The 14,820-nt window shown below is 73.8% G+C and carries 12 protein-coding genes; 6 read left to right on the top strand and 6 right to left on the bottom strand.

Going from position 1 to position 14,820, the window contains the following annotated elements; all coding sequences use genetic code 11:
* Positions 1-66: 66 nt before the first annotated feature.
* On the bottom strand, positions 67-1,284 hold the full coding sequence (locus ACZ6R6_RS17370) for a cytochrome P450 (RefSeq protein WP_470094414.1): 1,218 nt from the start codon (positions 1,282-1,284) through the stop codon (positions 67-69).
* Between the two features lie 103 nt (positions 1,285-1,387).
* Here ACZ6R6_RS17370 and ACZ6R6_RS17365 point away from each other — a divergent pair, with 103 nt between their 5' ends.
* Positions 1,388-1,945, top strand: coding sequence for a TetR/AcrR family transcriptional regulator (locus ACZ6R6_RS17365; protein ID WP_470094412.1), 558 nt, complete (start codon positions 1,388-1,390; stop codon positions 1,943-1,945).
* Between the two features lie 106 nt (positions 1,946-2,051).
* On the opposite strand, the gene ACZ6R6_RS17360 is transcribed toward ACZ6R6_RS17365, so the two are convergent.
* Both ACZ6R6_RS17360 and ACZ6R6_RS17355 read right to left on the bottom strand, forming a co-directional pair.
* Positions 2,052-3,569 carry a phytoene desaturase family protein gene (locus ACZ6R6_RS17360; protein WP_470094410.1) on the bottom strand — a complete coding sequence of 506 codons (1,518 nt, stop codon included), beginning with the start codon at positions 3,567-3,569 and terminating at the stop codon, positions 2,052-2,054.
* A 152-nt stretch (positions 3,570-3,721) separates the two neighbouring features.
* On the bottom strand, positions 3,722-4,645 hold the full coding sequence (locus ACZ6R6_RS17355) for a LysR family transcriptional regulator (protein WP_470094408.1): 924 nt from the start codon (positions 4,643-4,645) through the stop codon (positions 3,722-3,724).
* Positions 4,646-4,772: 127 nt separating this feature from the next.
* Between ACZ6R6_RS17355 and ACZ6R6_RS17350 the strand changes: the two genes are divergently transcribed.
* From ACZ6R6_RS17350 to ACZ6R6_RS17335, 4 genes are all read left to right on the top strand, one after another.
* A complete protein-coding gene (locus tag ACZ6R6_RS17350; protein WP_470094406.1) occupies positions 4,773-5,975 on the top strand; it encodes a YeiH family protein in 1,203 nt (400 codons plus the stop codon).
* A gap of 117 nt (positions 5,976-6,092) precedes the next feature.
* Complete coding sequence (locus ACZ6R6_RS17345) at positions 6,093-7,031, top strand: pseudouridine-5'-phosphate glycosidase (RefSeq protein WP_470094404.1); 939 nt, start codon at positions 6,093-6,095, stop codon at positions 7,029-7,031.
* A 7-nt stretch (positions 7,032-7,038) separates the two neighbouring features.
* A complete protein-coding gene (locus tag ACZ6R6_RS17340; protein WP_306868199.1) occupies positions 7,039-7,989 on the top strand; it encodes a carbohydrate kinase family protein in 951 nt (316 codons plus the stop codon).
* Positions 7,990-8,053: 64 nt separating this feature from the next.
* A complete protein-coding gene (locus ACZ6R6_RS17335) occupies positions 8,054-9,802 on the top strand; it encodes a hypothetical protein (protein ID WP_470094402.1) in 1,749 nt (582 codons plus the stop codon).
* Between the two features lie 114 nt (positions 9,803-9,916).
* Here the strand turns inward: ACZ6R6_RS17335 and ACZ6R6_RS17330 are convergent, their stop codons facing one another.
* Positions 9,917-10,348, bottom strand: a complete 432-nt coding sequence (locus ACZ6R6_RS17330) for a DoxX family protein (RefSeq protein ID WP_470094400.1) — start codon at positions 10,346-10,348, stop codon at positions 9,917-9,919.
* Between the two features lie 79 nt (positions 10,349-10,427).
* Here ACZ6R6_RS17330 and ACZ6R6_RS17325 point away from each other — a divergent pair, with 79 nt between their 5' ends.
* Positions 10,428-10,964 (top strand): MarR family winged helix-turn-helix transcriptional regulator, encoded by a 537-nt coding sequence (locus ACZ6R6_RS17325; protein WP_470094398.1) that lies wholly within the window; start codon positions 10,428-10,430, stop codon positions 10,962-10,964.
* On the opposite strand, the gene ACZ6R6_RS17320 is transcribed toward ACZ6R6_RS17325, so the two are convergent.
* Together ACZ6R6_RS17320 and ACZ6R6_RS17315 are read right to left on the bottom strand one after the other, a co-directional pair.
* Positions 10,912-12,864: an APC family permease gene (locus ACZ6R6_RS17320; RefSeq protein WP_470094396.1), complete on the bottom strand. Its 1,953-nt coding sequence runs from the start codon at positions 12,862-12,864 to the stop codon at positions 10,912-10,914. The two genes, ACZ6R6_RS17325 and ACZ6R6_RS17320, sit on opposite strands and share 53 nt — an antisense overlap.
* Positions 12,865-13,226: 362 nt before the next feature.
* Positions 13,227-14,537 (bottom strand): glycoside hydrolase family 6 protein, encoded by a 1,311-nt coding sequence (locus ACZ6R6_RS17315; RefSeq protein WP_470094394.1) that lies wholly within the window; start codon positions 14,535-14,537, stop codon positions 13,227-13,229.
* Positions 14,538-14,820: the final 283 nt, after the last annotated feature.

Here is a 14,820-nt window from a genome sequence, read left to right as displayed (position 1 = left end):
ATCATGAGAGCCCCATGAACGCCCTCGGCGGAGTCCGTCCGGTGGGGGCGCCGCCGTGCCGCACGCTCACCAGGCCACCGGGAGCGCGTGCAGGCCGAAGATCGGGCCGCCGTACTTGAACGGCAGCTCCTCGACGTCCCCCACGACGCGCAGGCCGGGGATCCGCTCGAAGAGCGTCCGATAGGCGATCTCCAGCTCGGCGCGGGCCAGGTTCTGGCCCAGGCACTGGTGCACGCCGTACCCGAACGCCACGTGGTTGCGGGCGCCACGCCGCAGGTCGAGCTCGTCGGGGCGCTCGAAGGCCCGCGGGTCGCGGTTGGCCGAGGCACCGAGCACGAAGATGCCCTCCCCCGCCCGTACGGCCTGGCCGCCGATCTCCAGGTCCTCGGTCGCGACCCGGTCGAAGGCGATCCAGTCCACGATCGAGTGGAAGCGCAGCAGCTCCTCCACCGCGAGCGGCCAGCCGCCGGGGTCGGCGCGCAGCCCGGCGAGCTGCCCGGGGTGGCGCAGCAGCGACAGGACGCCCAGCGGGATCATGTTCGCGGTGGTCTCGTGCCCGGCCACCAGCAGCAGGAACGTCATGCCGACCAGGGCGTCGTGGGAGAGCTCGCCGCTCTCCCGCCGGGCGGTCACCAGCCGCCCGACGAGGTTGTCGCCGGGCTCGCGTTCGGCCGCGGCGATCAGGCCGTCGAGGTAGTCCCAGATCTCCATGGCCGCGTCCATGGAGTCCTGCGGGGCCTCCGGGGCGGCGCCGACCATCCTGCGGGTCCTGGACTGGAAGAAGTCGCGGTCGGCGTACGGCACGCCGAGCAGCCGGCAGATCACCATCGACGGCACGGCCAGCCCGAACGTCTCGACGAGATCGGCGGAGGTGCCCTGCTTGAGCATGTCGTCGAGGAGCCGGTCGACGATCTCCTGGATGACCGGACGCATCTCCCTGATCCGCCGGACGCTGAACTCGGGAATGAGCATCCGCCGGTAGACGTCGTGCAGGGGCGGGTCCATGTCGATGAACTGGCCCTGCTGGAACCTCGCCCGCGCCCGCCGTTCCTCCTCGGAGACGGGCGCGGGCGACAGCGCGGCCATCGGATGGCCGGGGGTGGCGGGGTCGGTGCTGATCCTGGGGTCGGACAGCACCTGCTGCGCCTCGGCGTGCCGGGTGACCAGCCAGACCCGGCCGCCGGGGAGATCCGCCCGGACCAGCGGCGCTTCCTCGCGGAGCCCTTCGTACTCCGGTGGGGGCGCGAACGGGCAGCTGCGCGTTACGGGAAAGCTCTGAGCCATAGTCTTGCTCCTCACAGACCGGCCGCTTTGCTTACTTACACGAAAGTAAGTAAGGCGCGGGCGGTCGTCAAGCACTGCGCGACACAGGAGTGGCGGAACGGCGATGAGTGCCCGGCGTAGCGACACCAGGGAACGGATCCAGCAGGTCGCGCTGGAGCTGTTCGCCGAGCGGGGATACGAGAAGACCTCACTGCGGGAGGTGGCGGAGCGGCTGGAGATCACCAGACCGGCGCTCTACTACCACTTCAAGGCCAAGGAGGAGATCCTCTCCAGCGTCATCGAGGACCTGAACGCCTCGATCGGCGAGCTCGTCGAGTGGGCCGCCGCCCAGCCGCACACCCGGGAGGCCCGCGAGGAGATCCTGGGCAGGATCGCGGCGCTGCTGAACGACCAGTGGCGGCCGCTCATCCGTTTCGCCCAGGTCAACCAGGCCGCCATGGCCGAGCTGCCGGCCGGGGCGCAGATGCAGGAACGCATACTGACGATGGTGTCGGTGCTGAGCTCGCCCGAGGACGGGGCCGTCGAGCAGTTCGAGGCCCGGCTCGCGGTGATCGCGCTCATCCTGGGCAGCGTCCCGCTCATGGACGGCCCCGAGCTGACCGAGGAGGAGCGGGCCGCGACGGCGATGACCGTGGCGACCCGGCTGATCTCAGGCCGGTAGGGCCGTCCGGCCGGGCTCCGGCCGGGCCGGACCCGGCGCGACCGGACCATGGCGGCGCGGCCCCACCGCGACAGGGCTCAGACGGCGGGACTCAGACCGGCGGGACTCAGGCCAGCAGGGCCATGGCGGCGTTGTGGCCGGGGATGCCGCTGACGCCGCCGCCGCGCCGGGCGCCCGCGCCGCAGAGCAGGACACGCTCGTAACCGGTCTCCACGCCCCACCGGCCCGGCTCGCCGTAGGGCCAGGACAGGTCGCGGTGGAAGATGTGGCCGCCGGGCAGGCCCGCCTCGTTCTCCAGGTCGACCGGGGTCTTGGCCTCCAGGCAGGGCGTTCCGTCGGGGGCGCGCAGCAGGCAGTCCTCGATCGGCTCGGCGAGCACCCGGTCGATCGAGGCGATCGTGGCCCGCAGCGCGGCCTCGCGCGCCCCGGCCGGGTCCGCGCGGAACAGCCGGGCGGGCATGTGGAGGCCGAACAGGGTCATCGTCTGGGCTCCGGCGGCCCGCAGACCGGGGCCGAGGATGGACGGGTCGGTGAGCGAGTGGCAGTAGACCTCGGCCGGGGGCAGCTCCGGGATCCGCCCGGCCGCCGCCTGCGCGTAGGCGCGGGCGAGCTGGTCGCGGCCCTCGTTGATGTGGAAGGTGCCGCTGAAGGCCGCCGCGGGGTCCACGTCGGCGTCCTTGAGCCGGGGCAGCCTGGACAGCACCATGTTGACCTTGAGCTGGGCGCCCTCGGGCGCGGGCCCGTCGGCCGTGCCCAGCAGGCGGGCGAGCACCGCGGGCGGCACGTTGGCCAGGATCCGCCCGCCCCGGACCGTGTGCTCGCCGCCCGCGTCGCGGAAGGTGACCTCGCCCGCCGGGTCGACGGCGACGACCTCGGCCCCGGTCAGGATCTCGGCCCCGGCCGCGCGCGCGGCGCCGGCCAGGGCGCCGGAGACCGCGCCCATGCCGCCGACCGGGACGTTCCAGTCGCCGGTCCCGTCCCCGATCACGTGGTAGAGCAGGCAGCGGTTGGCCAGCAGGCCCGGGTCGTGGGGGTCGGTGAAGGTGCCGATCAGGGCGTCGGTGAGCACCACGCCGCGCACGGTGTCGTCGGCGAACCGCTCGTCCACGACCTCGCCGATCGGCCGCTCGAACAGATCCCGCCATGCCTGCGGGCCGACGAGGTCCCGCATCGCCGCACGGTCCATGAGGGGTTCCAGCAGGGTCGGCGCGACCCGCCCGGCCACCTCGGCGGTCATCGCGTAGAAGCGCCGCCACGCCTCCAGCTCGGCCGTGCCGCCGGTGACCCGGGCGAAGGAGGCGGCGGTGCGGCCGGCGTCGCCGCCGTCCACCAGCAGGCCGGTGTCCCCGGCGGGCGTGTAGGAGGCGTAGCGGCGGCGGCGCAGCTCGACGCCGATCCCGAGATCGGACACGACCTTGGCGGGCAGCAGGCTGACCAGGTAGGAGTAGCGCGAGAGCCGGGCGTCGACCCCCGGGAACGCCTGCGCCGACACGGCGAGGCCGCCGACGTGGTCGAGGCGTTCCAGGACGAGGACCCTGCGGCCGGCCCGGGCGAGGTAGGCGGCGGCGACCAGGCCGTTGTGGCCGCCTCCGGCGATCACGACGTCATAGCGAGAACGGAACACGGGACATCCCGGGGTTGCGGTGAGGGGACGACGGGGCGGGGCGGGCACCCGCCGGTCAGAGACCGGTCTGCCAGTGCGGCTCGGGACGGAGCACGCCCGTTACGTCGATCGACACCATGTTCCGCACCATATAGCGGGATCGGCGGATCGGTCTACGGCGCCGGCCGGGCCGCGGACTCCGCGGCCCGGGCCGCGGACAGCGTGATCTTCAGGAGGGTCGCGGCGGGCCCGGTGGGGGTGCGGCCCCGCCGCCAGACCGCGCGCAGGCGGCGTTGGAGGTCGATGCCACGGGTGGCCACCTCCGCCAGCCGGCCGGTGGCCAGCTCGGCCTCGACGGCGTAGCCGCTGAGCACGGCGGGGGCGGCGCCCTCGCGGGCGGCGCCCTTGACGGCGGCGTTGGAGCCGAGCTCCAGCCGGGGCACGGCGGCGGCGTGGCCGGTCAGCGCGAGGTCCAGGGTCTCGCGGGTGCCGGAGCCGCGTTCGCGGACGACCAGCGGGGTGGCGGCGAGCTCGGCGGCCAGCAGCGCGGTCCGGCGGCGCGCCCAGGGATGGCCGGGGGCGACCACCACGACGAGCCGGTCGGTGGCCACCACCCGGGAGGCGAGCCCCGGCGGGACCGAGGGGCCCTCGACGAAGCCGAGCTCGATCCCCCCGCTGACGAGCCTGGCCACCTCGGCGGAGTTCTGCACGTCCAGCCCCACCTGGACCTGGGGCTCGCGGTTCTGCAGCTCTCCCAGCCAGCGCGGCAGCAGGTATTCGGCCACGGTCATGCTGGCCGCGATGTGCAGATGGGCCGCCCGGCCGTGCCGTACGGCCTCCGCGCCGCGCATCAGCTCCTCGGCCGCCGCCAGCACCTGCGCCGCCCAGGCCGCGACCATCACACCCTGCGGGGTGAGGGTGGAGCCGCGCGGGGTCCGCTCCAGCAGGGGCAGCCCGAGACGGCGCTCCAGCAGCGCGATCCGCTTGCTCGCCGACGGCTGGGCGATCCCCGCCGCCCGGGCCGCCTGGCCGAGACTGCCCAGGCGGTCGACGTCGACGAGCAGCCGCAGGGATCCGAGATCGGGCAACTCGCTCATAGCCCTAGGCTATGACCTTCCAGGGAGATGACGGCTACTGGCCGCGCCCACCTGCGTCAACACTCGGATCATGGCCTTCTCCCCGTTTGCTGATTCTTCCGGACATATCACGAACAGGAATGTCTCGGTGGGGAGCGCCCCCGCCCACCGGGACCCGGGCCCCGACCCCTCCCCCGGCGGCCCACCGCCCCCCGGCCCCCGGCCGGCAGGGCGGGCGGCGGGGATCGGCGCCCTCCTGCCCGGCCTGGGCGTGGCGGCCGTCGCGGTGGCCGCCTCGGTGTCACTGAGCCGGGTCCTCCCCGGAGTGAGCGCCGCGGTCATCGCGGTGGCCTGCGGGGTCGTGCTCACCAACCTCGGGGGGTTGCGCCCGTCGTTCCGCCCCGGAGTGCGGTTCGCCGGCCGCCGGCTGCTCCGCGTGGCGATCGTGCTGCTCGGGCTGCAGATCGCCCTGCCGGAGGTGCTGGCCCTCGGCTGGCGGGCGCTCATGGTGATCGCCGCCGCCACCGGCGGCACGTTCCTCGCCACCCGGTGGATCGGAGGGCGGATCGGGGTGAGCCCGCGCAGGTCGCTGCTCATCGCGACCGGGGTCTCCGTGTGCGGGGCCGCGGCCGTGGCCGCCATGCACGAGGTCGCCGACAGCGACGACGACGACGTGGCGAGCGCGGTCAGCGTGGTGGTCCTGTACGGCAGCGCCACGATCGTCGTGCTGCCGCTGCTCGCGCGGCTGCTCGGCCTGACGACGTACCAGTTCGGCATCTGGGCCGGCGCGTCGGTCCACGAGGTCGCCCAGGTGGCGGCCATCGGCGCGGCGGCCGGGGCGGGGGTGCTGGCCAGCGCGGTGGTGGTCAAGCTGGCCCGGGTCGTGCTGCTGGCCCCGATCGTGGGGCTGACCTCCCTGGCCCTGCGCCGCGGCGCGGCGGCCCGCCCCGCTGGGGAGCGGGAGAGCGGGATGGCGGAGGCCGGCGCCGCGGGCCCGGCGCGGGAGGCGGGCGGCGGCGCCGGGGACGGCGCGCGGGACCGGGCGGGTACGGGCGCGGAGGCCGCGCCGGGGAGTCCGGCGCGGGCGGGGCGGCGTCCGCCGGTGATCCCCCTGTTCGTGGCGGGGTTCCTGGCAATGGTGATCGCGCGGAGCACGGGCGTGGTGCCCGCCGGAGTCACCCGGACGCTACCGGAGGTGACAGGAGTGTTACTCGCGGCGGCACTCTTCGGGCTGGGGACAGGCGTCAACCTCAGGGAACTGGCACGCGGCGGGCGATCGCTGCTGCTGGGCGGGATGGCCACGGCGGTCATCGGCGTGATCTCACTGCTCGGCGTGCTCATCATCGGCTGATCTCAAGTGGACGTCTCCCGACAACCCCCGTAACGTGCACCTTTGGAACAGGGAACCCCATTTACATCGTTCCAACAGGGCGGCCATCCGGCCCGGACGAGGAGACAGAACCAGCTCATGCGTACCACCCAGCAGCCCATCGACAGCGTGCTCCGCCCCTCCCCGGAGGTGGCCGAAGCACTGGCGCAGGGCGCCCCGGTCGTGGCACTCGAGTCCACGATCATCTCGCACGGCCTGCCCCAGCCCCGCAACCTGGAGGTCGCGGTGGAGCTGGAGGAGATCGTCCGCGAGGCGGGGGCCGTACCGGCCACGATCGCGGTGCTGGACGGCGTCGCCCACATCGGCCTGGGGCCGGACGAGCTGAAGCGGATCGCCACCGAGCCGGGCCTGCGCAAGCTGGGCTTCCGCGACCTCCCCGCGGCCGTCGCGCTGCGGGCCAGCGGGGCGACCACGGTCTCCGCGACCTCCTTCCTGGCCGCCCGGGCGGGTGTCCGGATCTTCGCCACCGGCGGTCTCGGCGGCGTGCACCGCGGGTGGACCGACAGCCAGGACGAGTCCGCCGACCTCGACATGCTGAGCCGTACCCGCATCACCGTCGTCTGCGCGGGCGTGAAGTCGATCCTGGACGTCCCCGCCACCCTGCAGCGGCTGGAGACCCGGGGCGTCAGCGTCGCCGGGTTCCGCACCGACGAGTTCCCCGGCTTCTACCTGCACACCTCCGGCGAGCCGGTCGACTGGCGGATCGAGACCGCGGCCGAGGCCGCCGGCATCATGCGGGCCCAGGACGCCCTCGGCGGCCCGGAGACCGCGCTGATCGTGGCCAACCCGGTGCCGCGGGCCGAGCAGCTCGACCCCGCCCTGCACGACCGGGTCCTCGCCGAGGCCCTGGCCGCGGCCGACCGGGAGGGTGTCACCGGCCAGGCCATCACCCCGTTCCTCCTGGAATACCTGGTCCGGGGCACCGACGGCGCCTCGCTCGAGGCGAATCTGGCCGCCGTGCGGGGCAACGCCCGCGTCGCCGGGCAGATCGCGGCGTCGTGGAGCCGGGGAAACTGAGGACGCCGTGACCCGAACAGGCCTGCTGGTCATCGGCGACGTGGTCACCGACGTCGTCGCACTCCACGGGGGGCCGGCCCTGGCCGGGCTGGCCCTCGGCACCGACACCGACGCCGACATCGTGCTGCGCCCGGGCGGCTCGGGGGCCAACACGGCCTCCTGGGCCGCCCATCTGGGCGCCGACGCCCGGTTCCTGACCCGGGTCGGCTTCGACACCGGCGAATGGCACGCCGCCGAGCTGCGGCGCGTCGGGGTCCGGCCCCACCTGCGGGTGGACTCCGACCGCCCGACCGCGGTGGTGATCGCCATGGTCGACGCGAGCGGGGAGCGTTCCATGCTCACCAACCGGGGCGCGGGCGGGCACATCGGCATCGACGACTGGGACGAGAGCCTGCTCGACGGGGTGCGCCACCTGCACCTGTCCGGATACACGCTGTTCGCCGAGCCGGGGCTGCAGCTGTCCCGGCTGGCACTGTCCCAGGCCGCCCAGCGCGGCGTCACGATCAGTGTCGACCCGGCCTCGACCGGCCCGCTGCGCTCCTTCGGCCCCGAGCGGTTCATCCAGGAGACCCTGGCCGCCCAACTGATCATCCCCAACCTGGACGAGGCGCTGCTGCTCACCGGTGAGAGCTCCGCCGAGCGGGCCGCCGAGCGGCTGAGCCTCCGGTACGGCGCGGCGGCCGTGAAGCTCGGTTCCCAGGGCGCGCTGATGGCGAAGAACGGAAAGTTGACCGCTCGGGTTCCCGGAATCGCCACGGAGGTGGTTGACTCGACCGGAGCGGGGGACGCGTTCGCCGCGGGCCTGTTGACCGCCATGCTGAGAGGGGCGGACGACGAGACCGCACTGGACGCCGGACGCCGCGCCGGAGCCGAGGCCGTTACAGCCGTAGGCGGCCGGCCGCGTATCCTCGCGTCTGATTTGGGTACGAACCAGCTTTACCCTCTTAACACCAATTGATAGCTTGCGGCGTAGGCTGCACCATTAGCCACATGCGTCACTTTGGGGAGGTTGCGGTCCGCCGATGGATGCCGAGTCATCGATCTGCCTGAGTGATCTGGTCCCGGCCCTGCGCTGGAGCCGGCCACAGCAGATCGCCGAAGCCCTGGCCGATCCCCGCCTGCCTGCGGGCTGGTGGTCCTCGGTCACCCTGCCCAAGGCCCTCGGCGCCGCCGGACTCGACTGGATCTGCGACCGGCTGGCCCGGCTCTCGGTGTCCCGCTGGGACCACCTGCCGCTGAGCGACGTGCTGCCCGCGCTGCACGTGCACACGGTCGACCCCACCCTGCCCGGCTGGTCCGAGCCCGCCCGCTCGGCCATCGCCGGGCTGGGCGGCTGGTCCCGGCTGCGCCGCCTGACCACCGGAGACCTGAGCGGCCCCTCGGTGCCCGCCTCTCCGGAGGTCGTGGTGACCGCCATGTTCCGCGAGGTGCTCAGCCGGATCCCGGTGGTCACCGAGCAGCCCGCGGCGGCCGCCGCGGCGGCCCCGGCACAGCAGTCGGAGCAGCAGGCCCCGTCCGCGCAGCAGGCGCCCCAGCCGCCCTCCGTGCCGCAGGCACCCTCCTCGATGCCGCAGCCGCCCTCGATGCCGCAGCCGTCGGCCGTGCCGCCGTCCTCCGCGCCGCAGCCGCCGTCCATGCCGCAGCAGGCGCCGTCGGTGCCGCAGCAGGCGACGGGTCCCGAGCCCGCCCCCGAGCCCCAGGTCAACCTCAGCGACTACCCGCTGGTCCGCCTGGTGGACAACATGTTCCGCGACTGGGGCCCGCTGGAGCGCGCGGTCGCCGTGGAGCGCCTGTTCGCCGTCGACCCGATCAGCCTGCGCGCGCTGGCGCACAAGCTGAACGCCGACCGCGACGCGCTGTCCATGGCCCAGCGCGCCGCCGAGGAGCGCGTCCTGCTCTGGCTGCGCTCCTCGGAGTCCGCCCCGCTCACCGGCCACATGTTCGGGCTCACCGAGTGGCTGGGCGCCGCCGCCACACAGGAACAGCTCATCGGCGCCGATCCGGCGCACCCCGTCGAGGTCCCCGCGCTCCGCGCTCCGCTCTGGCGGGTGCTGGTCACCCTCATGCCCGACCGGCGGCTCCAGGACGGCTGGCTCGTCGTCGGCGACCTGGGGGGCCTGCGCGACCGCACCCGGCAGCTGCTGGCGGGCAAACCCGCCGGCGCCGACGTGGTCGCGCTCATGGAACACCAGCTCGGCATCCGCACCCACTCCGCGCAGGCCTGGCTGGACGCGCTGGCCACCACCGCCTCCCGGGAGGAGGAGACCTCCTCCCAGGAGGCCGCCTCCGAGGGCGGCAAGCAGCTCCCCCGCCGCACGCCGGGGGCCAACGGCCACCACCACCGCGGCGGCCAGCCCATCCCGCAGGTGAGCGCCGGCTCCATCGACCCCCGCGCCGCCCTGGCCACCCTGTCGGCCCTGTCCGGCGGCAACACCCGGCCCCACCTGATCACCAGCCAGCGCGCCCCGCTGCACCCGCCGACCACCCCGGCCACCGATCCCAGCCGCTGGCAGCGGATCGAGGTGACCAGCGAGCACCTGCGGGGCGGTCCGGTGGCGGTCCCCGAGGGATACGCCACCCAGCTCGGCATGCGTCCCGGCACGCTGCTGTCGGTGACCGGCCCCGGCGACAACGCGGTGGTGCTGGTCTGGCGCGACCACCCGGTCTTCGACTCCCTCCAACCGGTGCTGATGCGCCTGAACGCCCGGCCGGGCGACCAGGTCTACGTCACCGTGGACGGCTACCGCCTGGACGCCCAGCTCCCCAGCTGACCCAGGTGACGCCCACCTCCCGGCGGACCCGCTCCAACAACGCGGCGAGCCCGGACAGCGTCGCCGTCCGGGTCACCGTGGCCGGCCCGGCCGCCGGTCCGCGCCGGGTCCCGCCTAGGCCGCGGACGCGGGGACGGGGGCCGAGCGCCGCTGCCACAGGCTGTCGACGGCGAGGGCGCCGCCGCCGCTGAAGGCGATGGCCAGGGTGGCGGCGGCCAGGGCGAGGACGAACTCGTAGCCGCCCTTGTCCACCGCGAACCCGTTCGCGCCGTGGACGAACACGATCGCGCCGATCATGTTCAGCACGAGCAGGGAGCCGAAGACCGGCAGCCCCGCGCCCAGGATGAGCGCGATCCCGCCGACGACCTCGAGCACGGCCACCGCCGGCGCCGCCACGCCCGCCAGCGGGATCCCCAGCGAGTCGAAGAAGGCCGTCACCCCGCCCAGCCCCATCGTCGTGAACTTCTGCCAACCGTGGACGAAGAAGACCACTCCGATGCCGATCCGTCCCACCAACAGGGCAATGGACCGCAGCCGGTCAAGCATGACGACTCCTTCTGTTTGTTTGAATTTGAACCACACCCTAGCCGTCAGTTCAAATTTGAACAACCCGTAGAATGAGGCGGTGAAGGACACGAGATGGCTCAGCGAGGTCGAGCTGGAGGCCTGGATTGCGTACGTCACCGCGACGCATCTGCTGGAGCGGCGCGTCGAGGAGCAGCTGAAGGCCGACTCCGGGCTCACCCACGCCCAGTACGAGATCCTCGCCAAACTCTCGGCCGCCCCCGAGCGGCGCATGCGGATGACCGAGCTCGCGCGTAAGGCGGTCGTGTCCAAAAGCGGGCTCACCTATCAGATCGGCCAGCTGGAGAAGATCGGGCTCGTCGAGCGGACGACCTGCCCCTCCGACGAACGCGGGGTCCTCGCCGTGCTCACCGAGGAGGGCGTGCGCTGCCTGGAGCGGACGGCGCCGGGCCACGTGGCCGTCGTCCGCGCCTTCCTGATCGACCAGCTCACCCCCGAGGAGCTCCGGGCCATGGCGCGGATCATGTCGAAGGCCGCGGCGGTGATGAGGGCGGCCGACGAGCCGCCGGGGCGCCCGGCGGCCCTCAACCGACGTGGACCCGCGGCCGGCGGTCCGGACGCGGTTCGGCCCTCCTGAGGATCTCCCGGGTCAGCGCGGGGACGTCCCCCTCGCCGAGGACGAGATAGCCGAGCAGGGCGACCACCGGGTTGCCCTCGGTCCAGTGGAAGAAGATCTGCGGGATGAGGCCGGTGCGGTCCCGCAGGTGGAGCAGGACGGCGGCGATCGCGTTGGGGACCGCCGGGCTCCGGGTGGCCAGGACGCGGTGGCCCTCCCGCTCCTCGCCCCCGACCACGAGCCTGGCGGTGAACTCCGAGGCGTCGGTCACCGTCACCTCCAGGAAGAGCACCGGGACGTCCCAGGGCAGGTGGTGCAGCTCGCGCGCCCGCCGTTCCTTCTCCCGGTAGCCCAGGTGGTCCCTGTCGTCCGGGTTGTCGGCGATCAGCAGCAGCCGGCCCGACGCGGCCGCCTTCTCGACGTACGGCCGGGCGCCGGGATCGAGCGTGACCTCCTCCACCCGCAGCTCCAGCGACCGGCTGGCCCGTGAGACGAAGGACGTGACGATGATCACCGCGATGAAGAACGACGCGATCTTGATGCCTTCGGGGCGCTCGAGGACGTTGGCGACGGTGGTGTAGGCCAGCACCAGCGTGATCGCGCCGAAGGCGACCGCTCCGCCGCGCTCGCCCCGGGAACGGGCCGACAGGGTGACGGCCAGGGCCGCGGAGAGGATCACCACGAGCACGCCCGTGGCGTACGCCCCGCCCTGGGCGTCGACGTCGGCCCTGAAAATGATCGTGATGACGGCCGCGACGGCGGTGAGGACCAGCACCAGGGGACGGGCCGCGGCCGTCCACTGCGGCGCCATGCCGTACCGGGGCAGGTAGCGCGGCACGATCGACAGCAGGCCCGCCATGGCCGAGGCGCCGGCGAACCACAGGATCGTGATCGTGCTGACGTCGTAGCAGGTGCCGAAGACCGCCCCGAGGTGCTCGTGGGCGAGATAGGCCAGGGCGCGGCCGTTGGCCCTGCCGCCCGGCTGGAACTCCTCCGGCGGGATGAGGAGCGCCGTGATGACGCTGCTGGAGACGAGGAAGAAACTCATGATCAGCGCGGCGGCGGTGAGCAGCCGTCTGGTCCCCCGGATCCGGCCCGCGGGACGCTCGGGATCGTCGCCCTCCGAGCCCCGCACCAGGGGCATCACCGCGACGCCGGTCTCGAAGCCCGACAGCCCCAGCGCCAGCTTCGGGAAGACCAGCAACGCCACCCCGATCATGGCCAGCGGGCTGGAGTAGTGCGCAGTCAGCAGGTTCTCCCAGCCGGCGACGGTCTCGGGCCGGGCGAGGACGCGCTGCGCGGACGTCACCACGATGACCAGGTTGAGCAGCAGGTAGACGCCGACCAGGCCCACCGCGATGCCGATGGCCTCGCTGAAGCCGCCGAGGAAGACCCCGCCGAGCAGCGCGACCGACAGCAGCGTGAGACCGATCCGGTGCCCCTGCAGGAGATGCGGGGTGAAGGGGTTCTCGATGACGTGGGCGGTGGCGTCCGCCGCCGACAGCGTGATGGTGATGATGAAGTCGGTCGCCATGAAGCCCAGCAGGACCAGCACCAGGAGCTTGCCCCGCCACCGGGGCAGATGGTGCTGGAGCATGGCGATGGAGCCCTGCCCGTGCGGGCTCTCGGCCGCGACGCGGCGGTAGACCGGCAGCGCGCCCAGCAGCGTCACCGCGACCAGGACCAGCGTGGCGACCGGCGACAGCACGCCCGCGGCCAGGAAGGCGATCCCCGGCTGGTAGCCCAGGGTCGAGAAGTAGTCCACCCCGGTGAGGCACATGACGCGCCACCACGGGTGCTCCTCGCGCGCGGTCGCGTGCGCCCTCGGGGAGGGCTCCGCCAGCAGCCACCGCGACAGCCGTCCCCACGCGCTCGCGCCCTCCGGCCCCACCCCGTCCGGGCTCGTACCCAATGCCGCCACTCCCCGTCGAAGCCCCGCCCGCCGGCGGAGGTCTCGGCCCGCCCCTCCCCCCGAGGCCGGGACACCGAGGTCATACCCGCAGGTGGGCGCCGGGCCACCCCGATCCCGGGCCGGCGGTTCCGTCCCGCCCTCGCTCCCCGGGAGCCGTCCTGACGGCTTGCGAACCTCGCCCCCGGCCTCCGCCGAACCTCGATCCCCCGGTCTCCGCGGCCGCGGGCGGCCCGGCCCCCACGGGCCCCGGTCAGGCCGCCGGGCCCCGGATCTCCCGGATCCGGATCTCCCGGAGACGGGGACAGCCGGTACGGCTCACGCGGGGAGCACGTTCCGCGCGAGCCGTACCGGGCCCCGACCGCGCCACCGGGTCAGGCGGCGGCGCAGTTCACCGAGGTCGGCACACCGTTGGTCCCGGACCAGCCACCGGTGAAGCCGAAGGACGTCGAGGCGCCCGGGGAGAGAGCGCCGTTGTGGGAGGCGTTCCGCACCGAGACGACGGCGCCGCTCTGGGTGTGCTGGCCGTTCCAGAGCTGGGTGACGCTCTGGCCGTTCGGGAAGGACCAGCCGGCCGTCCAGCCCGCGATGGCCGCCTCGCCGGTGCTCTTGACCGTCACCTCCGCCTGGAAGCCGCCCTGCCAGGAGTTGACCACCTTGTAGGTGGCCGTGCACGCCCTGCCGCCGGTCGGCGTGGGGGTCGGGGTGGGCGTCGGGGTGGAGGTGGGCGGCGGGGCCGCCATGGCCAGCTCGTAGGCCCGCTGCGGCACGAACTGCCCGGCGCCGGCGATGCACCCGTCCGCCTCGCCGGGCAGCTTGATCCAGAGGAACGCGTCGATCATCGAGTCGCCGGTGGCGGTCGTGCTCGGCGTGCCGATCGCCCGCCCGCCCGGGTCGCACCACTCGCTGCCCTGCGGGCCGTTGCCGTTGCGGCTGGTGTCGATCACCGCGCGGAGCCGGGAGACGCCGCTGGCGGAGATGACGTTCTTGGCGTAGGCCACCTCGGTGGAGCTCCAGCGGTAGTTGGAGACGTTGAGGGAGATGCCGTCGGCGCTGTTGGCGACGTCCGCGGCCCGCAGCCGGGCTCCGGCCTCGGCCGCCGACAGCCATCCGGAGTGCCCGATGTCGAAGTACACCCTCGCCGCCGGCGAGCCCGCCTTGAGCTTCTTGCCGGCGTACGCCATGGAGGCGTTGGTCTCCTGCTGCTGGGAGGGGCTCATGCAGCCGGTCATGATCGGGAGCACGTCGGGCTCCAGGACGATCGTCGCGGGACGCCCCTGAAGGCCCGCCGCGAGCTCGTCGATCCACTGCCGGTAGGCCGTGTGGTTGGGGGCGCCGCCGGTGCTCGCCCCGCTGCAGTCGCGGTTGGGGATGTTGTAGACGACCAGGATGGGGATCTTGCCCGCGCCCGCGGCGGCGCCGACGAACGCCGACACCTGAGCGCGCACGGCCGAGGTGTTGGTCGTGGTGAACCAGCGCGCCTGCGGGACGGCGGCGATCCGGTCACGGATGACCGGCGTGCGGGAGTCGCCCGAGTTGGCGGCGACCCATCTGGCCGCGCCGGTCTCCGGGTCGACGTAGAACGGGGAGTCGGCTGCGGACGCTCCGGAGGCCACGGACACCGCGGCGCCGGTCGCGACGACCAGGGCCGCGCAGAGCGCGGCCAGGATGGACCTTCTTGGCATGGATCGGCTCCTTCGAGGAGGACATGGGAGCGCTCCCACCATAACGGCGCGCTCACCCCGTCCACAGCCCCGGCCGTCACCCGCTCACCACCCACGCCGCTGAGCTGTGAGAACACCGCCCGACACCGTTGAAAGTTTCACATCCCGGCCCGGACGGAGGCTCCCCTCCACGAACGCGACGCGGAGGATACCGCTCCCAGCCCGGCACGGACGCGTGGCCGCGGCAGCCCCCTGACCTGTGGCGACCCTGCCGGCGTGGCCGCGGCTTCTCCCTCGGGCGAGG

The sequence above is a fragment of the Streptosporangium sp. NPDC048886 genome (assembly GCF_055586905.1).
The sequence above is the reverse complement of the archived record's forward strand: the minus strand, read 5'-3'. Positions and strand labels throughout refer to the sequence as shown.

Bases quoted from the DNA above. Each gene is read 5' to 3' on its own strand.
- ACZ6R6_RS17330 (WP_470094400.1), bottom strand. From the start codon at position 10,348: ATGCTTGACCGGCTGCGGTCCATTGCCCTGTTGGTGGGACGGATCGGC.
- ACZ6R6_RS17315 (WP_470094394.1), bottom strand. From the start codon at position 14,537: ATGCCAAGAAGGTCCATCCTGGCCGCGCTCTGCGCGGCCCTGGTCGTC.
- ACZ6R6_RS17365 (WP_470094412.1), top strand. From the start codon at position 1,388: ATGAGTGCCCGGCGTAGCGACACCAGGGAACGGATCCAGCAGGTCGCG.
- ACZ6R6_RS17355 (WP_470094408.1), bottom strand. From the start codon at position 4,645: ATGAGCGAGTTGCCCGATCTCGGATCCCTGCGGCTGCTCGTCGACGTC.
- ACZ6R6_RS17335 (WP_470094402.1), top strand. From the start codon at position 8,054: ATGGATGCCGAGTCATCGATCTGCCTGAGTGATCTGGTCCCGGCCCTG.
- ACZ6R6_RS17370 (WP_470094414.1), bottom strand. From the start codon at position 1,284: ATGGCTCAGAGCTTTCCCGTAACGCGCAGCTGCCCGTTCGCGCCCCCA.
- ACZ6R6_RS17345 (WP_470094404.1), top strand. From the start codon at position 6,093: ATGCGTACCACCCAGCAGCCCATCGACAGCGTGCTCCGCCCCTCCCCG.